Source organism: Pseudarthrobacter sp. NPDC058196, assembly GCF_042882685.1.
Taxonomy (GTDB): Bacteria; Actinomycetota; Actinomycetes; order Actinomycetales; family Micrococcaceae; genus Arthrobacter.
In genome coordinates, this window is sequence record NZ_JBHVVN010000004.1 from 144,670 (window position 1) to 162,489 (window position 17,820).

The window sequence follows — 17,820 nt, forward strand, 5'->3', positions numbered from 1 at the left end:
GCGCGGAAAGGCAGTCATGACCACGTTAAGCAGGCCCCCGGCGGATCCTTCCGCGCTCCACCCGCACGGCAGGAAGGCGCTCAAGGACTGGCTGCTGTTTGGCCTGCAGGACAGCAAGGGCACCCACCAGGGCCCCGGCGGCGTTCCGACGCAGCATGAGCGGAAGCACACCTGGTGGCAGGTCATGTGCCTGACGGGCGTGGACTACTTCTCCACCCTGGGGTACCAGCCGGCCATCGCCGCCCTGGCTGCCGGGGTCATCTCCCCGCTGGCCACCCTGGTACTGGTGGCGGTGACCCTGCTGGGGGCGCTGCCGGTCTACCGCAGGGTTGCCGGTGAGAGCCCGCGCGGTGAAGGCTCCATCGCCATGCTTGAGCGGCTGCTGCCACGCTGGGGCGGCAAGCTCCTGGTGCTGGTCCTGCTCGGGTTCGCCGCCACCGACTTCATGATCACCATGACCCTCTCGGCAGCCGACGCCACCGCGCACCTGGTCGGCAACCCTGTGGCCCCCGGCTGGCTCCAAAACCAGAACGTCCCCGTCACGCTCTTCCTGCTCGCGCTGCTGGCGGCCGTGTTCCTGCGGGGATTCAAGGAGGCGATCGGCGTCGCGGTGGTCCTGGTGGTCCTCTACCTGGGCCTGAACGCCGTGGTGGTGGTTGTCACCCTGATGCAGGTGATCGCCCATCCTGCGGCCATGGGGGACTGGTGGACCAACCTGTGGGTGTCCCACGGCAATCCCCTGATGGCGGTGGCCATCGCGCTCCTGGTGTTCCCCAAGCTGGCGCTGGGCCTGTCCGGCTTCGAAACCGGCGTTGCCGTGATGCCGCAGGTCCGGGGCGCGGCGGACGATACCGAAGAAAACCCGGCCGGCCGTATCCGCGGTGCCCGGCGCATGCTCACCACCGCCGCCGTGATCATGAGCGTGTTCCTGCTGACCACCAGCTTCATCACCGTGGTCCTGATCCCGGAACAGGAATTCCAGCCCGGCGGCCAGGCGAACGGGCGCGCCCTGGCCTTCCTGGCGCACGAATACCTGGGCGTGGGGTTCGGCAGCGTCTATGACATCAGCACCATCGGCATCCTGTGGTTCGCCGGCGCCTCGGCCATGGCCGGCCTGCTGAACCTGGTTCCCCGGTACCTGCCGCGCTACGGCATGGCTCCCGGATGGGCCAAGGCGGTCCGCCCCCTGGTGCTCGTCTTCACCCTGATCGGCTTTGTGATCACCTTCATCTTCAACGCCGACGTCGATGCCCAGGGCGGTGCGTACGCCACCGGCGTCCTGGTGCTGATGACCTCCGCCGCCGTGGCCGTGACGTTGTCGGTGCGCCGCCGCGGGCAGCGGAACCTTACCGTCGGCTTCGGTGCCATCTCCGTGGTGTTCGCGTACACCACGGTGGCCAACATCTTCGAACGTCCCGAAGGCATCCGGATCGCGGCGATCTTCATCCTGGGCATCATCGTGATCTCCCTGCTGTCCAGGGTCCGGCGTTCCTTCGAACTCCACGCAACCCGGGTGCACCTGGACCAGCAGGCCCTGGAGTTCATGTCCAGCACCCTGGACGGGCCCATCGCGATCATCGCCCACGAGCCGCTCCGGCTGTCCGCGGAGGCCTACCGGGACAAGCTGGAGTCGGCCATCGAGGTCAGCCACCTGCCGCTGGCGGGGGACGCCCTGTTCCTCGAAGTCATCGTGGACGACTCCTCGGACTTCGAAACGGAACTCCACGTCCGCGGCGTGAACCGCCATGGCTTCCACATCCTGGAAGTCCACGGGCCGGTGGTTCCCAACACCATCGCCTCCGTGCTCCTGCACATCAGGGACGTGACCGGGCTGATGCCGCACATCTACTTCCGCTGGACCGAGGGGAACCCCATCACCAACCTGGTGCGGTTCCTGTTCCTGGGCGAGGGCGAGATCGCGCCGGTGACCCGTGAGGTCCTGCGCGAGGCCGTTCCGGATGTCACCCAGCGCCCGTGGGTCCACGTGGGCTGACCGGAGGGTCCGCCGGCGTCCCGTCCTTGCGCTTCGGCGCGGGACCGGGATGCTCCGGTGCGGGACCGGGATGCCCCGGTGCCGCCACGTGCGCCACCGTGGCCGCAACCCGGGCGGCGTCCGCCAGCGTCAGCGGGACGTGCGCGCGGAAGGCGGCCTCGGCGTCGTCCTCCCACACGCCCGCTGCCAGCACCATCACGTGCACCATGTCGCCGTAGGAATCGTTGCAGGCCAGGATGTCGCCGGGGACTTTGTGGGCGTGCATGCCCGACGGCGGCCAGGGCTGGAAGATGACCCACCATTCCTCGCCGTCCTGGTCGGGGAAGAGGTAGCCGCTGGCAGGCTGCAGGGCACGGCCGTTCAGGGGCCGGCCGCCGTAGCCCTCCACGGCCTCGGCCGCCGCGGCGAACTTGACCCTGCCGCGGTCCTCCGGCGCCTCATCCCACCGCATCTGCGCTCCCTGCCTCCCCACGTACTGCCTATGCCTCCATCAAAGGGCTGCACGGGCGCGGGCGGGGTGGCGGGAGCCATTTATTGACGGATTATTTACGCCCCGCCCGGGCCCGTCCCGGCACCCGCCCGGGGCCGGGATGGGCCCGGCAGCGGCACCATAATGGAACCCATGCACAATCCCGTAACCATCCGCCCCATGCGCCCCGCTGACTGGGGCGCGGTGCACGCGATTTATGCCGCGGGCATCGCCACGGGGGAAGCGACCTTCGAGAGCGAACCGCCCACCTGGGAAGCGTTCGACGCCGGCCGGTTGCCTGAGCACCGGCTCATCGCCGAAGACGCGGGCCGGGTCCTGGGCTGGGCCGCCGTGTCCCGTGTCTCGTCCCGGGAGGTGTACCGGGGCCTCGTGGAGCACTCCATTTACGTGGCACCGCAGACGCACGGCCGGGGCGTGGGCCGGCGCCTGCTCGGGGCGCTGATCGATTCCACCGAGGCCGCGGGCATCTGGACCATCCAGTCCAGCATCTTCCCTGAAAACACGGCCAGCCTGGTGTTGCACCAGCGGCTTGGGTTCCGGGTGGTGGGGACCCGGGAGCGGATAGCCCGGATCAGCAACGGACCCAAGGCAGGGCACTGGCAGGACACGCTGCTCCTGGAACGCCGCAGCACCGTGGCCGGGACCGAATAGGACCTGCCGCGGGGCAGGATCCGGATCCCGCCCGGTCCACGTTTTGACAGGGTCCAAGGACCCTGTTTGCGCGTGCGGCCCAGGCCTAGCGTCATTGGACACGCCTACCCGAGGACAGTACGGAGCACATTATGCAGTTCCCCGCAGCCTTCCGCCGCAGTGCGGCCGCTTTCGCCGCCGTTACAGGGCTTATCCTCGCGGGGGCATCCACGCCGGCATTCGCCGCCCAGGTCCCCGTCAACTACGTCAATCTGGGGGACTCCTTCTCAAGCGGCTGGGGGGCGTTGGCGCCAACTGCAGTCCTCAATCCGGGGTACCTCAGCCCAGAGTACGGCGGCCCCGCCTGCTGGCAAGGCGGCCCTGACGACGTGGCGCTGTTCGACCAGCTGCAATCGGTGGCCCTCACCGGCGACTATGCGTGTGCGGGCGCACTTGTGGGAGATCCAAAATCCACCGCCGGAGTTCCACCCGGGGGTATTCCCACCATCGCCCAGCAGGCGGCCAAGGCGTCCCTTGATGGTGCGCTCAACAGCACCACGGGACTGGTGACCCTCACCGCCGGCGGCAACGACGTCAACTTCGGCCAGATCATCGGAGCGTGTGCGGCAGACACGTCGGCCGAGGCCACCGGGTGCCAGGCGGCCACAGCCTATGGAGTTGCCCTCGCGAACAATGTCGATGTCGCCGGAACGGTCGGAACAATCCGTGGCTTCGCGGCAAATGCCAAGATCGCCTGGCTCGGCTACCCCCGGCTCTTTGCGACGGCCGGGGAATCCACCACCGTCATCGCAGGCGGCGGTGTCATGACCGCAGCGGCCGCAGCGGTGTTCGACCAAGGCACGGATCAGCTTAACGCGGTCCTTGCCGGTAAAGCACGGAGCGCCGGCGCGCAGTTCGTGGACGTCGCCCCCAAATTCAACGGCCACGAAATCGGTTCATCCGCCTCCTGGTTCAACCTCGGCCCGTACACGCAGTTCAACTTCCACCCCACCGCCGCCGGATATTCACAGGGCTACTACCCCGCCATGGTCAGCTCGATCAAACCTTCCCAGCTCGTGAAGAGCTGACCGGCCCCATGGGCGGGGACGACCTGGAACGGAGCAGCACCGCGTCCGGGAACCAATAGCTCCTACCGCGAGGGCAGGGTCAGGATCTCGGCGCCGTCGTCCGTGATGGCGATGGTGTGCTCGGTGTGGGCCGTCCGGCAGCCGGTGGCGCTGCGGAGGGTCCAGCCGTCGTCGTCCGTGACCAGTTCCGCCGTGTCCGCCATGATCCACGGCTCCAGCGCCAGCAGCAGTCCGGGCCGCAGCTTGAAGCCGCGGCCGGGACGGCCCATGTTGGGCACGTGCGGGTCCTGGTGCATGGTGGAGCCGATGCCGTGGCCGCCGAACTGGGTGTTGATCGGGTACCCGGCATCGGTGAGGACGCGGCCGATTGCGTAGGCGATGTCGCCGATCTTGGCGCTCGGCCCGGCCGCGGCAATCCCGGCGGCGAGAGCCCGCTCGGTGGCCTCGATCATCGCCACGCTCTCCGCCGGCCGCGATTCGCCCACCACGAAGCTGATGGCGGCGTCCGCTGCCACCCCGTCCTTGACGACGGCGAGGTCAAGGGTCAGCAGGTCGCCGTCGGCCAAGGCGTAGTCGTGGGGGAGTCCGTGCAGCACGGCATCGTTGACCCCGGTGCAGATGTAGTGCCCGAACGGGCCGCGCCCGAAGGACGGCGCGTAGTCCACGTAGCAGGACTCGGCCCCGGCCGCGGTGATCATTTCCTTGGTCCACTGGTCGATGTCCAGCAGGTTGGTGCCCACCGTGGCGCGGCTCTTCATGGCCTGCAGGATGTCAGCCACCAGGGCGCCGGTGACGCGTGCGCGGGCCACTTCGGCGGGGTTGAGGATCTCGATCATGGGGGCGCCCTTCATCTGCGGCCGGGTAGCTGTAGGGGCCATCCTATTTGTCCTGCCGCTGCGGGCTGCAAGGGGGCGGCCCGGACCTGCGGGATTATTGCGGCGATTGCGAAAGACATTGATGAGTGTAAATATTCATGTATGTCTATGTCCTTGGAGCTGACCCCGGTCCAGGCCGCAGCCTGCTGCGCCCCGCTGGCGCGCCAGCCGCTGTCCGAGTCGGACGCCGAAGGGATCGCGCCGCTGCTGAAGGCATTGGCGGATCCCGTCCGGCTCCGGCTGATGTCCATGGTGGCCTCGCATCAGGGCGGCGAGGCCTGCGTCTGCGACCTCAACGATGCCTTCGACCTCTCCCAACCCACCATCAGCCACCACCTGAAGATCCTGCACGAGGCAGGCCTGCTGGACCGCGAAAAGCGCGGAGTCTGGGTCTACTACCGGGCCCGCACCGAGGCCCTGCGGAACCTGGCAGCCCTGATCGGCGGGAAGGCCGCGTGACTGTCCTGGTCCGCCGGGCGGCGGCGGAGTTCATCGGTACGGCGTTCCTGGTCATGGCGGTGGTGGGCTCGGGCGTGATGGCCTCCAGGCTGTCCCCGGACGACGTCGGCCTGCAGCTTTTGCAGAACAGCCTCGCCACGGGTGCCGCGCTGGTGGCGCTGATCGTGGCACTGCAGCCCGTGTCGGCGTCGTTCAATCCCGTGGTGACCCTGGTGGAACGGGCGCTGGGGATGGTGGACACCCCCACCGCGGCAGGCCTGGTTGCGGGGCAGGTGCTCGGCGGCCTGGCCGGCACGGTGGCCGCAAACCTCATGTTCGGGCTGGACGCCGTCACCTGGTCCACGCACCAGCGCACCGGCGCCCCGCTCTGGCTGGGCGAGGTCATCGCCACGGTGGGCCTGCTGCTGGTCATCTTCGGAACGGTCCGGTCCGGCCGGGCAGACCGGGTGGCGTTCGCCGTGGGCGGGTACATCACCGCCGCGTACTGGTTCACCAGCTCCACCAGTTTCGCCAACCCAGCGGTGACCATCGCCCGCACGGTCACGGACACCTTTGCCGGCATCGCACCGTCGTCGGCCCCTGCCTTCATCCTGGCGCAGATCCTCGGCGGCGCCGCCGGATTCGTCCTGGTCCGCTTCCTCTACCCCTCCCTCACCGCCGCTTCCACCGCTCCGGCGGCCGACCGAAAGGTGCTCTCATGAGCCACAAACCCTCCGTCCTGTTCGTCTGCGTCCACAACGCCGGCCGCTCCCAGATGGCCGCCGCGTACCTGACCACCCTCTCCCAGGGCGCCATCGAGGTCCGCTCCGCCGGGTCGCAGCCTGCGGAGAAGGTCAATCCGGCCGCCGTCCAGGCCATGGCCGAGGTTGGCATCGACATGTCCGCCGAGATCCCCAAGGTCCTCACCACGGAAGCGGTGCAGGACTCGGACGTGGTGATCACCATGGGCTGCGGCGACGAATGCCCCTACTTCCCGGGCAAGCGCTACGAGGACTGGGTCCTGGAGGATCCGGCGGGCAAGGGCGTGGACTCGGTCCGGCCCATCCGCGACGAGATCAAGACCCGCGTGGAAGCCCTGATCGCTTCCCTGACCCCGGCGCAGGGCTGACCGGTGGGCAGCCTGGCATCCGTTGAATCGCTGCCCGTGGCCGTGATCGGCGCCGGGCCCGTGGGCCTCGCCGCGGCCGCCCACCTGCTCGAACGCGGGCTGGAACCCCTTGTCCTGGGAGCCGGCCCCACAGTGGGCTCGGCCATCCGGAAGTGGGGCCACATCCGGTTGTTCTCCACCTGGAAATACAACCTGGACCCGGCCTCGGTGCGGCTGCTCGAACGCAGCGGATGGGACGCGCCCCGGCCCACCGCGCTGCCCTACGGCTCCCAGATCGTCTCCGACTACCTGGAACCCCTGGCCGCCACACCGGAACTGAAGGGACGGATCAGGACCGGCGCCCGCGTTCTGGCCGTGACCCGGCAGGGCATGGACAAGGGCCGCAGCCTGGGCCGGGACGAGGCGCCGTTCCTGCTGCGGATAGGGCACGACGGCGGAGAGGTCACCGAACTCCTGGCGCGCGCCGTCATCGACGCGTCCGGGACCTGGACCACGCCCGCGCCGCTGGGATCCTCCGGGTTGCCGGCCCTGGGAGAGCCGGAGGCCCGTGCCGCCGGGCTGGTCACCGGGCCGCTGCCCGACGTCACCGCCGGCGGGTTCGCCGGGCGCCGCACCCTGGTGGTCGGCTCCGGACATTCCGCCACGAACATGGTGCTTGACCTCGCCCGCGTGGCCCGCGCCAACCCCGGAACCGAGGTCCTGTGGGCCATCCGCGGAGCCTCTCCGGCCCGCGCCTACGGCGGCGGAAACGCCGACGAACTGCCTGCCCGCGGCCAGCTGGGCACCCGGCTACGCACCGCCGTCGACACCGGAGCCGTCCAGCTCCTTACGGACTTCCACACGGCATCCCTCGAAACCCGCGGCGATACGGTTACCGTGCACGCCGCGGACGGCCGGAGCGTGACCGTGGACCGGGTGATTCCCGCCACCGGGTTCCGCCCTGACCTGTCCATCCTGTCGGAACTCCGGCTGGACCTGGACCCGGCGGTGGAGGCACCCAAGGCTTTGGGCCCGCTGATCGATCCGGACTTCCACAGCTGCGGTACCGTCCCCGCCCACGGCGCCAGGATCCTCGCCCAGCCGGAAAAGGACTTCTACCTTGCCGGGATGAAATCGTACGGCCGGGCGCCCACGTTCCTCATGGCCACCGGCTATGAGCAGGTCCGGTCCCTTGCGGCGGAGCTGGCAGGGGATACCGCGGCTGCGGACGCCGTGGAACTCGAGCTCCCGGAAACCGGGGTTTGCTCCACCAGCCTCCCGGCCGACGCTGCCGCCGGGGACGCGTGCTGTGGCAGCCCGGTGCCGGTGACGATCGGCTTCGCCACCGGCGTCGAGCACGGCCGCAGCGGCGACTCCGCGCGCGTGTAAACGGGCCCGGATTGCCACGTGGCGACACGGCCGTTCGCTGGTGACCGCACCCTCAACCCCCAACTGGCTCGCAGTTGTTGTCGTTTTGACGCTCCAGAACGACAACAACTGCGAGCTGGTTGGCTCAGGCGGTGACGTCGGTGCTGGTGCTCAGCTCCTGCCATTGATCCAGTTCGGCCCTCTGGGCGTCCGCCACCATGCCGAACGCGCCGAAGGCGTCCGTGCCCAGGACCAGCAGGCCCGGCGGGGTGGGGGATTCGACGACGGCGATGATCGCCCGGGCGGCCTTGTCCGGATCCCCGGGCTGGTTGCCGTGGCTCGTATCGCTTTCCTTGCGGCGCTTGCCGGCGGTGTCCGCGTAGTCCCCGATCGGGGTCGCCGACTGGGTGAGCGAGCGGCCCGCGAAATCGGTGCGGAAGCCGCCGGGTTCGATAGCGGTGACGTTGATGCCCAGCGGCTTCAGTTCGTTGCGGAGCGAGCCGGACATGCCCTCCAGTGCCGCCTTGGTGGCCGCGTAATAGCCGGAGCCGGCCGGCGTGATGCGGGCACCGATGGAGGAGACGTTCAGGATGGACCCGCCCTTGTTGGCGCGCATACCCGGCAGCACCGCCTTGATCATGTCCACGGCGCCGAAGAAGTTGGTGTCGAACAGTTGGCGGATGTCGGCGTCGTCGGCCTCCTCCACGGCGGCGCGGTACCCGTAGCCGGCGTTGTTGACCAGCACGTCGATGCTGCCGAACGTCGCCTCCGCCTGGTTGACCGCGGCGCTGATCTGCGCCTTGTCGGTGACGTCGAGGGGGAGGGGGAGGGCGGTGTCCGGGAAGCCGGCGGTGATGTCCTGCACGGATTCGACGTTCCGGGCGGTGACGACGGCGTTGTGCCCGGACGCGAGCACGGCTTCCGCCAGTGCCCGGCCAAGTCCGGTGGAGCAGCCTGTGATGAGCCACATAGCCATGGGTTGTCCTTTCATAGGGTGTGAAATTTTCGATGGGTGGGGCGGCAGTTAAGCCGGGTGCCGGCGTCGTGCCTGTGCTGTCAGTTCGTGGGCGCCGTAGCTGTTGTCGTCGGGGTTGACGGTCACGCCGGGGGTCACGAGCTGGTCGATGCGGTCCAGTACTTCCGGCGCCAGCTTCGCGTCGGCGGCCGGGAGGTAGGACTCGAGCTGCTCCATGGTGCGCGGGCCCACGATCGCAGAGGTGACGCCGGGGTGGTTGATGACGAACGCGATGGCCAGCTCGATCAGCGTGACGCCCGCCCATTCGGCCACCTGGGCCAGCTCTTCGACGATGTCCAGCTTCCGCTGGTTGGCGGGCTGGGACATGTCGAACCGGGCGCTGGGGCGGGCACTGGAAGTGGGCCTTGACGCCGAATCCTTCCGCCACCGCCCGGAGAGCCAGCCTCCGGCGAGCGGGCTGTAGGTCAGGGTCCCCATCCCATGCCGCTGCACGGTGGGAAGGACGTCCTCCTCGATGCCGCGGGTCAGGATGGAGTAGGGCGGCTGCTCGGTGACGAACCGTTCCAGGTTCCGGTCCCGGGAGGCCCACTGCGCCTCCACGATCTGCGAACCGGAGTAGGACGACGAACCGAGGTAGCGCACCTTGCCCTGCCGGACCAGGTCGGTGAGGGCGCCCAGGGTTTCCTCGACGTCGGTGTCCGGGCTGGGCCGGTGCACCTGGTAGAGGTCGATGTGGTCGGTTCCCAGGCGGCGGAGGGAGTCCTCCACGGCGCGCATGATCCAGCGGCGGGAGCCGCCGCGCCGGTTGGGGTCTTTTTCGTCCATGGGCATGAAGAACTTGGTGGCCAGGAAGACGTCGTCGCGGCGGCCTGCCAGGGCCTTGCCCACGATTTCTTCGGACACGCCGCCGGAGTAGACGTCGGCGGTGTCGACGAAGTTGATGCCGGCGTCCAGGGCGCGGTGGATGATGCGGGTGGCATCGTCGGTGTCGTTGTTGCCCCAGGGGCCGAACATCATCGCGCCGAGGCACAGGGGGCTGACCTGCACACCGGTGCGGCCAAGCGGGCGGTATTCCATTGGGTTCCTTCTCTCTGTCCTGGGACTCAGGTTTTCCGGGGACTCAGGCTTTCGGCGGACTCAGGCCTCGGGGATGACCATGGCGAACCGCTCGGGCCGGGCCACGTCCGGGTCCGGGCCGCTGCGGACGCCGGTGTCCAGGGCGTCAATGGCAGCCAGGTCCGCCGCGGACAGCTCGAAGCCGAACACATCGAAGTTCTCGGCGATGCGGGCCGGGTTGGTGGACTTGGGGATGGCGGAGCGGCCCTGCTGCAGGTGCCAGCGCAGCATCACCTGGGCGGGAGTCTTGCCGTGGGCCTGCGCGATCGCGGCAATTGCCGGGTCGCGCATGACGTTCTTCCGGTTCTCGCCCCAGCCGGGGTAGAACGTGATACCGCCGATCGGAGACCACGCCTGGGTGAGGATGCCATGCTCCGCGTCCGCCTCCTGGACGTTCCGCTGGGAGAAGTAGGGATGCAACTCCACCTGGTTCACGGCGGGGACCACCTCCGTTTCGGCCAGCAGCCGGTCAAGGTGGTGCGGCATAAAGTTGCTGACGCCGATGGCCCGCACCCGCCCGTCCGCCAGCAGGGTTTCCAGGGCCTTATAGGCGGCAATGGTTTGCTCGAACCGGTCCGGGGCCGGCTGGTGCAGGATGAGCAGGTCCAGCTGGTCGACGCCGAGCTTGCCAACGGCCTTGTCCCACGCGTGCAGTGCTTGGTCGTAGCCGTAGTCGCTGACCCAGACTTTCGTTTCGATGAAGACGTCGCCACGGTCCAGGCCGGAGCGGCGGATGCCTTCGCCCACTTCCCGCTCGTTGCCGTAGGCGGCGGCGGTGTCGATGTGCCGGTAGCCCACCTCGAGCGCTGTCTGGACGGCCGCCGTCGTCTCTTCCGGGGGACTTTGGAAGACGCCGAGGCCCAGCGCGGGCATTGTGATCCCGTTGTTCAGTGTGAGTTCCATGCCTTCACGGTATGTGGGCGCGTGGGTTTGTGGGAGGGCTTGACAGTCCCTCCTTCCTCTCAGGGCAGGGGCGTAGCGTGGGTGCCATGACGAACAGCGACGACGTGCGGAAGTTCCTGACTTCCCGCCGCGCCAGGCTCACGCCGGAGGAGGCCGGGCTGCCGGCGTACGGCGGCAACCGGCGCGTGAAGGGCCTGCGCCGGGAGGAGGTGGCCATGCTCGCCGGGATGAGCATCGACTACTACATCCGGCTGGAGCGGGGGAACCTGTCCGGTGCCTCGGACAGCGTCTTGGAAGCACTGGCGCGTGCCTTGCAGCTGGACGACGCCGAGACGGCCCACCTGTTCGATCTGGCCCGCGCGTCCACGGCAGCTCCCCGCGTGCGCCGCAAGCGGAGCCCCCTGGCGGTGCGGCCCAGCGTGCAGCGGGTCATCGATGCGATTACCGCTGCGCCCGCCTGGGTCCGCAACGACCGCGGCGACGTCCTGGCCGCCAACGAGCTGGGCCGGGCGCTGTACCTGGAAATGATGACCGACGGCGGCACCCCGCCCAACAGTGCGCGGTTCACGTTCCTGAGCCCAAAGGCGCGGGAGTTTTTCGCCGATTGGGAGCGCGCGGCGGACGACATTGTTGCTGTCCTGCGGTCCACGGCCGGAAAGAACCCCTACGACAAAGACCTTTCGGACCTGATCGGGGAGCTCTCGACGCGCAGCGAGGAGTTCCGCGTCCGCTGGGCCCGGCACGACGTGAAGTACCACCGCACCGGCCGCAAACGGCTCCATCACTCCGTGGTGGGTGACCTGGACTTGACCTACGAGGCCCTGGAGCTCCCCGCCGATCCCGGGCTCCGGATCAACATCTACACGGCCGAACCGGGCTCGCCGTCGGAGGATGCCCTCAAAGTTTTGGCCAGCTGGGCCGCCACGCAGCAGGAACCGGCCCCGGCACCCGTCAAGGAAACCAACTGACGCTCCGCTGGTTCCGCAGCCAATTGCCGCAGGAACTTGGGGCTCCTATGATGATTTCACCGTTTCCTCTCTGCACCGAACAGAGACGTTACTAAGGTCGCGATTGCCGTGACGAAGAATCCTTTCAAGCATCAGACAGATGAATCGACGAAGCCGGAGCAACCCGGGGATCATCACAGGCTCCATCTGGGAGAGTGGCTGAGGCGGGAGGACGAGGGTGTCGAGGGTGCCTACAGCAGCATCTTCCTCAGCTACCATGACAGGCCACTCGCGCCGGAGAGAACTTGCATCCAAGGCCATGAGATCCTGCCGGGGCAGGATCACTGTTCGCACGGGCATCCTGTCGGATAGGACGGGTGCACACCCTCGCTTTCTCAGCTGGCTGGCTTGCAGATCCGGTCCAGGGTCTCGTTGAGGGTCGACTCGATCTGGCCGTTCAGCAGTACACGCTTGTTATCCGTGGACGGGTCCTCAAGCTCTGTGGGCATTGGTGGCGTCGTGACTGACATGGCTGCCTGGTAGCGGCCATCGCTGCTGCTCACCGCTACCGTCTGGTATTCCCAGAACCCGCCCCGTCCTTCATGTCTCGACTCCCTCGAGCATCCGTCAGCGTGCTCCCACAGGCCCAGCCCGTACGGGCTAAAGCCGGGGCTGGTCTTCATCTCGCGCAGGGACGCCGCCGAGACAGCGCGTCCTTGGAAGAGCCCGGCCATCAGGAGGTTCAGGTCGTCCATGGTCGAGATCGCGCCGCCGGCTGGGTTGGGGTCGGCGGGGGTGGTGTCTGTGGTGTCAATCCGTTCTCCGCGGAGGGTGACATAGCCGTGCAGAAGTCCGGGCTCATGCGGATCGACGCGAGCCAGGCTGGTGTTCTTCAAACCGAGGGGGTCGAAGACCTCCTCCTGCATGATCTGCACGTAGGGCTTGTGCCGCAACGTCTGGAGAAGGACGCCGAGCGCGAAGTAGTTGGTGTTCGAGTACTTGAAGGACCCCACACTGGCTTCGGTCCAGGGGAGCGTCCCCGCTAATTGAAGGGCTTCCTCCATGGTGAGCGTCTTTGAGAGCGCGGCGCGGAAGTCGACATCGCGCGGCAGGGCATCGTTGACCTCGGGCATCCCGGACGTGTGGCTGAGCAGTTGCCTCACGGTAATGGGACCGGGAGGCTTGAGCGTGGATGTGAACCCGGGGATGACGTCATTGACGGGATCGTCGAGGCCGATCAGGTGGTCGTCGACGAGCTTCAACACCGCGATGGCCGTCATTGTCTTGGTGACGCTTGCCACCGCAGCCCGGTCCGTGGGCTGGGCCGGGTCCCTGGTCTCAAGGTCTCGCACGCCGTAGGCCTTTGACCATTGCCCCTCGGGCCAGCGGATTTGTACGACGGCGGCCACCGCACCTTGGTCCATGAACAGCTGCACCTGGCTTTCCAGGGAAGCGAAAAGACTCGGTGGGCTTGATGACGGTGCGGGCTCATCGGGGGAATAAGTACAGCCAGTCAGCGTGAGGGCAACGGCGAGTCCCGCTCGTCTCCACAAACGATCCTTCGTCCGCCGATTCAAGCCGTTGGCGCGGTGGTGGGCCAACATGTAAGCCTGCGATTCATTTCCCTGGTCCCTGCGGCTGGGCCTAATTTACACCCCTGCCCAACGCCTCATAAGGGTTGCAGCTACCCCATATCAAGCAGGGTTCGGCGACTAGTCGGATACAGGACCAAGCCTGGCCCGGGTGGTGGGCCGCCGGGCCCGCGGCGTGGGCCTTGGTCGTGCTTCAGGCGGCCCAGCCGCGGGCAACGGCGTCCAGGGCGGCGGCGTATACCGCGGCCCAGTTGGCGTCCGGTGGTCCGACTGGGGCCAGTTCGAGGCTCACCAGGCCGTGCACCTGGCCCCAGATGGCGGCAGCGACCAGTTCCGCCGGCGCCGCCCGGAGGGTCCCGGCGGACTGTGCGGAAGCGACTGCGTCCATCAGTGGCTGCATGGCATTGAGGGCAACGTCCGGGTCTGGCCGGCAATCGACGTAGGCGGCCAGCACGCCGCCAAACATCAGCCGGTAGAGGGCCTGGTGCTCCAGGGCCCAGGCCCGGTACGCCATGCCCAGCCCCTGGAGGCCTCCGGCGGCTGCGGACGCTTGCGACTCGCCGAACGAGCGGAAGCCATCCTCCACGACTGCGGTGAGCAGCTCTGATTTCCCGCCAAACAGCGAGTAAACGGCCGTGGTGGAGGTCCGGGCGGCCGCGGCCACGTCCCGCACCGTCACCCGCGCCGGACCGGTGCGGTCCACCAGGTCAGCCGTGACGGCCAGGAGGTCCTGCCTCAGAGAGTCGTTATGCACAACAGGTCTTGCCATGGATCCCATTGTTTCATAACCTTGTTTTGTAACAGCGTTACACAACACCTGGCCAAAGGGGTTTCCATGTCACAAAAGGTATTTCCGGGCCGCTATACGGCCGATCCGGGCCGGGAGTCCGTCACGGTGTTCCTGATCGGGATGCGGGCCAACCGGTGGTGGAAGATCGGGACCGTGGGGAGGGTCGGTGCCGCCATGGGGCGGATGCTTCAGCACTTAGGTAACGACCCGGCGGCGGGGATGCTCGGTTACCAGCAATGGGCGGGGCGTACCACCATGATGCTCAGCTACTGGGAGAGTCCGGAGCACCTGCGGAAGTTTGCGGCTGACAGGAACGCGCCCCATCTTGAACCCTGGCGCCGTTTAATGAAGGAAATCGCCGGAACCGGAGACGTCGGTGTCTGGCATGAGACCTACCAGGTGCCCGCTGCCGGCATCGAGGTCATTTACAGCGGGATGCCGCTCTTCGGGCTCGCCAAGGCAACCAACCATGTCCCGGTGGGAGCAGGCACCAACACCGCCAAGCAGAGGATGGGCCGCGCCGCCCACGCAACCGGCGGTTCCTGATCACGGCGGGGCGCTTCCCGGCGCCGGGCCGTGGACTGCCTGCCGTTCGCCTCGTGGCCAGGTTCGGTCACGAGAAAACCGCCGTGGTCAGGGGGTCTCCATGTCGGCGGAGGGGAGGGTCAGCACCGCCGTTGTTCCCTCTCCCGGGATGCTGTACAGGACGACGTCGCCGCGGTGGTTTTCAATGATGGACTTGGTGATTGCCAGCCCCAGGCCGGCACCCGGAATAGTCGAAGAATGCACCTTGGCGGCCCGGAAGAAGCGGGTGAAAGCCTGGTCCAGCTCCTCCCCGGTCATGCCGACTCCGGTGTCGGTGACCTCGCAGCGGAGCTCGTGACCCGTGGCACCGACCTTGACGGTAACCGTGCCGCCGCGGGGCGTGTATTTGATGGCGTTGGAGACGAGGTTGTCGACGGCCTGGCCGAGGCGGTCAGGGTCGAAGTGACCGGTGGCGGCTCCGTTGTGGATCAGGTCCAGGGTGATGCCGCCGGCGTTGGCCCGTGGTTGGGCGGCCTCAACACTCTGACGGACAACCTCGCAGAGGTCAGCGTGCCGCGGGTTGATGGTCACGGCGTCCGCGGCGATCGTCAGCAGGTCACCGACCAGATGCAGGAGCCGCTGGGCGTTCCGTTTTGCGACGGTCAGGTACATCTCGATGTCGGGGGCAAGGTCTTCTTCGTCCAGGGCCAGGTCCATGTAGCCCATGATCGAGGTCAGCGGTGTTCTCAGTTCGTGCGAGACGCTGGAGACAAACTGGTCCTTTGCTGAGAGCGCTTCGACCAGTGCGGTGACATCGGTGAATGCAAGGACGGCTCCCCGGTGTTCGCCCCGGGAGTCCCGGATCAGCCGGCACGTCGCGGAGTAGGCCCTCTGGGTGGTTCCATTGTCGGCCCAGATCAGCTCGTCCGTGAAGGACTCTCCCCGTGCCGCCCGGAAACCGGGGCGCCGTTCCGGAGGAAGTGGGTGCTTCCGGTCTGGACCGTAGACAAGAAAGCCCGGTGGTTCATCGGACAGCTGCCTCCCGGTGACGGTCCCGCCGAAATGGCTGCTGAATTGGTGATTGGCAAGAACTGCCTGACCGTTGGCGTCGACGGCGCAGACCCCGACGCTCACGGTATCCATGACGCTGCTGAGCAACCGCTCGCGGTCCTCGCTGGCAGCCAGGAGGTCCCGGACCTCGCAGCCCTGTGTCTCCAGCTGTTGCCGCTGCAGCGAGAGGGCGTTGGCAATGGCGTGCGCTGTGAGCGCGATTGCTCCGAGGATGACGGGCAGCAGCACGATCCGGATGAAGTCCGGGCCGTCCAGGCCCGTACCGAGGAGGACCGGTGGCAGCACGGCGCTGAGGATGGTGGCAAGGACGGCGACCACCACACCGCTGCGACGCCGGTCCGCGGCCAGCCACACGACGGGAAAGACCAGGAGGAAGCCCAGGACGGTGAGGTACTGGCCGCCGGCTTCGCGCGAGACCCCAACGACTATGCAGTCCAGGACCGGGATGATGTGCACGGCCCGTTCGGGCAGCCGGCCCCACGGCACGAGGGCGCAAGCGGCCAGGAGCAGAATATGCGCCCCCAGGCTGAAGAGAAATGGTCCCGACACATCCAGTTGCGGGTGCAGGAGCATCGTCAGGACCGTCACCAACAGCATCGTCGTTGACAGCGGAAGCTGGAACAGCACAGCCCGGCCCTTGGGCCCCAACGTCCGGTAAAACGCATATAACGGCTCAAAAAGCATGGTCTCCCCTACCTGCCTTGAACGCCTGTGGAAGAAACCTACCCCGGAAAACGCGCAATCAACAGGAACGCTGGTTCGGAAGACGCGGCTGAAGAATCTGGCGATCACAGGGTCCACCGGGATTTACGCCAGCTGCGGGTCCCTTCTGTGCCCTTGGTGTATCGATCCTGCTATCTTGTGCGAATGGACCTAGCTGTCACCCTGAAGAACGTTGCTGCCCACGCGGGTGTGTCAAGGACTACGGCCTCGAACGTAGTCACCGGGACAGGGCGAGTGTCTTCTGAGACCCGGGATCGGGTCCACCAGGCGATGCGCGAACTCGGCTACGTCTACAACCGTGGTGCGGCGTCACTCCGGACCCGGCGGACAACAACGGTCGGAGTCGTCGTCACGGACATCGCGAACCCCTTTTTTGGTGAACTCCTCGTGGGCCTGGAGGCTGCCTTGGCTGAGGCGGGTTTCCGTTCGCTCGTGGTCGCATCCTCGGACGATCCTGTGCGGCAGGACGAACTCATCGCTGAGCTTCGCGAGTACCAGGTGGCGGGGCTTGCCGTCATGCCGGCATCCCGGTCGGGTACGACTTTCCTTGAAGGCCTCGAAGCCTCACGCATACCGCACGTCTTCGTAACCAAGTACTTGGAAGGCGTTTCCGCCCCCTATGTCGGACCTGATGACAGGCTGGGCGGCCGCCTGGCGGCGGAACACCTTTTGGGGCATGGGTGCCGGACTTTCGCGTTCGTGGGAGGGTTTTCCCGCCATCTCTCACGTCGGGACCGGATCGACGGCGTTCGGACGGCACTCGCGGATGCGGGCATGGATCCGGGACTACTCATTGAGGTGGAGAGCCCTTCCAACGGTGAAGGCGGTCTTGAGGCAGGGCAACACCTTCTTGGCCGAGGCCAACTCCCGGAAGCAATCATCTGCCAGAGCGATGGAGTTGCGTTCGGTGTCTATCGAGCGCTGCGCATGGCCGGGCGGGCCTCCGAGGTGCGGATTATCGGCTACGACGACGTCCGGACCGCCGCGCTCTGGGAGCCTCCCCTCACATCTGTGGCGACCCACCCGGAAATGCTGGGGCGCGCAGCGGCCGAACTCCTCCTCGAAGAGATCGCGGAGCCGTCTGCAGGAGTCTCGGAGCGTGTGTTTGCGCCGGAACTCGTGGTCAGAGAATCGTGCGGGTGCCACGAAGCGCCGTTGCCGTAAATGCTTGACAGTGATCCATGTCA

The 17,820-nt window shown here is 67.4% G+C and carries 18 protein-coding genes; 10 read left to right on the forward strand and 8 right to left on the reverse strand.

Going from position 1 to position 17,820, the window contains the following annotated elements; translation table 11 throughout:
* Positions 1 to 16: 16 nt before the first annotated feature.
* On the forward strand, positions 17 to 1,993 hold the full coding sequence (locus tag ACFVVC_RS07340; RefSeq protein ID WP_387450679.1) for an amino acid transporter: 1,977 nt from the start codon (positions 17 to 19) through the stop codon (positions 1,991 to 1,993).
* Here the strand turns inward: ACFVVC_RS07340 and ACFVVC_RS07345 are convergent.
* A complete protein-coding gene (locus tag ACFVVC_RS07345; RefSeq protein ID WP_387450681.1) occupies positions 1,962 to 2,444 on the reverse strand; it encodes a hypothetical protein in 483 nt (160 codons plus the stop codon). The two genes, ACFVVC_RS07340 and ACFVVC_RS07345, sit on opposite strands and share 32 nt — an antisense overlap.
* A gap of 171 nt (positions 2,445 to 2,615) precedes the next feature.
* Between ACFVVC_RS07345 and ACFVVC_RS07350 the strand changes: the two genes are divergently transcribed.
* Both ACFVVC_RS07350 and ACFVVC_RS07355 read left to right on the forward strand, forming a co-directional pair.
* Complete coding sequence (locus ACFVVC_RS07350) at positions 2,616 to 3,134, forward strand: GNAT family N-acetyltransferase (RefSeq protein ID WP_387450683.1); 519 nt, start codon at positions 2,616 to 2,618, stop codon at positions 3,132 to 3,134.
* Between the two features lie 131 nt (positions 3,135 to 3,265).
* Complete coding sequence (locus ACFVVC_RS07355; protein ID WP_387450685.1) at positions 3,266 to 4,201, forward strand: SGNH/GDSL hydrolase family protein; 936 nt, start codon at positions 3,266 to 3,268, stop codon at positions 4,199 to 4,201.
* Between the two features lie 62 nt (positions 4,202 to 4,263).
* Here ACFVVC_RS07355 and map read toward each other — a convergent pair whose 3' ends face one another.
* A complete protein-coding gene (map, locus tag ACFVVC_RS07360) occupies positions 4,264 to 5,037 on the reverse strand; it encodes a type I methionyl aminopeptidase (RefSeq protein WP_387451139.1) in 774 nt (257 codons plus the stop codon).
* A 147-nt stretch (positions 5,038 to 5,184) separates the two neighbouring features.
* On the opposite strand from map, the gene ACFVVC_RS07365 reads away from it, so the two are divergent.
* From ACFVVC_RS07365 to ACFVVC_RS07380, 4 genes are read left to right on the forward strand one after another with little or no spacing between them, the layout of a single operon-like run.
* Entirely contained in the window at positions 5,185 to 5,535 is a 351-nt protein-coding gene (locus ACFVVC_RS07365; protein WP_387451142.1) for a metalloregulator ArsR/SmtB family transcription factor, read from the forward strand.
* Positions 5,532 to 6,236: an aquaporin gene (locus tag ACFVVC_RS07370; RefSeq protein ID WP_387450687.1), complete on the forward strand. Its 705-nt coding sequence runs from the start codon at positions 5,532 to 5,534 to the stop codon at positions 6,234 to 6,236. The genes ACFVVC_RS07365 and ACFVVC_RS07370 overlap by 4 nt, the downstream gene beginning before the upstream one ends.
* Positions 6,233 to 6,643: an arsenate reductase ArsC gene (locus tag ACFVVC_RS07375; protein ID WP_018761657.1), complete on the forward strand. Its 411-nt coding sequence runs from the start codon at positions 6,233 to 6,235 to the stop codon at positions 6,641 to 6,643. Before ACFVVC_RS07370 ends, ACFVVC_RS07375 begins: the two co-directional genes overlap by 4 nt.
* Before the next feature lie 12 nt (positions 6,644 to 6,655).
* Positions 6,656 to 8,011 carry an FAD-dependent oxidoreductase gene (locus ACFVVC_RS07380; RefSeq protein WP_387451144.1) on the forward strand — a complete coding sequence of 452 codons (1,356 nt, stop codon included), beginning with the start codon at positions 6,656 to 6,658 and terminating at the stop codon, positions 8,009 to 8,011.
* 124 nt (positions 8,012 to 8,135) lie between these two features.
* Here the strand turns inward: ACFVVC_RS07380 and ACFVVC_RS07385 are convergent, their stop codons facing one another.
* From ACFVVC_RS07385 to ACFVVC_RS07395, 3 genes are read right to left on the reverse strand one after another with little or no spacing between them, the layout of a single operon-like run.
* Positions 8,136 to 8,966, reverse strand: a complete 831-nt coding sequence (locus ACFVVC_RS07385) for an oxidoreductase (RefSeq protein WP_387450689.1) — start codon at positions 8,964 to 8,966, stop codon at positions 8,136 to 8,138.
* Positions 8,967 to 9,014: 48 nt separating this feature from the next.
* Positions 9,015 to 10,043 carry an aldo/keto reductase gene (locus ACFVVC_RS07390; RefSeq protein ID WP_387450691.1) on the reverse strand — a complete coding sequence of 343 codons (1,029 nt, stop codon included), beginning with the start codon at positions 10,041 to 10,043 and terminating at the stop codon, positions 9,015 to 9,017.
* A 60-nt stretch (positions 10,044 to 10,103) separates the two neighbouring features.
* Positions 10,104 to 10,985, reverse strand: a complete 882-nt coding sequence (locus tag ACFVVC_RS07395; protein ID WP_387450693.1) for an aldo/keto reductase — start codon at positions 10,983 to 10,985, stop codon at positions 10,104 to 10,106.
* An 86-nt stretch (positions 10,986 to 11,071) separates the two neighbouring features.
* Between ACFVVC_RS07395 and ACFVVC_RS07400 the strand changes: the two genes are divergently transcribed.
* Entirely contained in the window at positions 11,072 to 11,953 is an 882-nt protein-coding gene (locus ACFVVC_RS07400) for a helix-turn-helix transcriptional regulator (protein WP_387450695.1), read from the forward strand.
* A 374-nt stretch (positions 11,954 to 12,327) separates the two neighbouring features.
* Here the strand turns inward: ACFVVC_RS07400 and ACFVVC_RS07405 are convergent, their stop codons facing one another.
* Together ACFVVC_RS07405 and ACFVVC_RS07410 are read right to left on the reverse strand one after the other, a co-directional pair.
* Positions 12,328 to 13,368 (reverse strand): serine hydrolase domain-containing protein, encoded by a 1,041-nt coding sequence (locus ACFVVC_RS07405; RefSeq protein WP_387450697.1) that lies wholly within the window; start codon positions 13,366 to 13,368, stop codon positions 12,328 to 12,330.
* Positions 13,369 to 13,717: 349 nt separating this feature from the next.
* Positions 13,718 to 14,293: a TetR-like C-terminal domain-containing protein gene (locus tag ACFVVC_RS07410; protein WP_387450699.1), complete on the reverse strand. Its 576-nt coding sequence runs from the start codon at positions 14,291 to 14,293 to the stop codon at positions 13,718 to 13,720.
* 66 nt (positions 14,294 to 14,359) lie between these two features.
* Between ACFVVC_RS07410 and ACFVVC_RS07415 the strand changes: the two genes are divergently transcribed.
* On the forward strand, positions 14,360 to 14,860 hold the full coding sequence (locus ACFVVC_RS07415; protein ID WP_387450701.1) for a DUF4188 domain-containing protein: 501 nt from the start codon (positions 14,360 to 14,362) through the stop codon (positions 14,858 to 14,860).
* A gap of 87 nt (positions 14,861 to 14,947) precedes the next feature.
* Here the strand turns inward: ACFVVC_RS07415 and ACFVVC_RS07420 are convergent, their stop codons facing one another.
* Positions 14,948 to 16,537, reverse strand: a complete 1,590-nt coding sequence (locus ACFVVC_RS07420; RefSeq protein WP_387450703.1) for an ATP-binding protein — start codon at positions 16,535 to 16,537, stop codon at positions 14,948 to 14,950.
* Positions 16,538 to 16,777: 240 nt separating this feature from the next.
* Between ACFVVC_RS07420 and ACFVVC_RS07425 the strand changes: the two genes are divergently transcribed.
* A complete protein-coding gene (locus ACFVVC_RS07425) occupies positions 16,778 to 17,797 on the forward strand; it encodes a LacI family DNA-binding transcriptional regulator (protein ID WP_387450705.1) in 1,020 nt (339 codons plus the stop codon).
* Positions 17,798 to 17,820 lie beyond the last annotated feature (23 nt).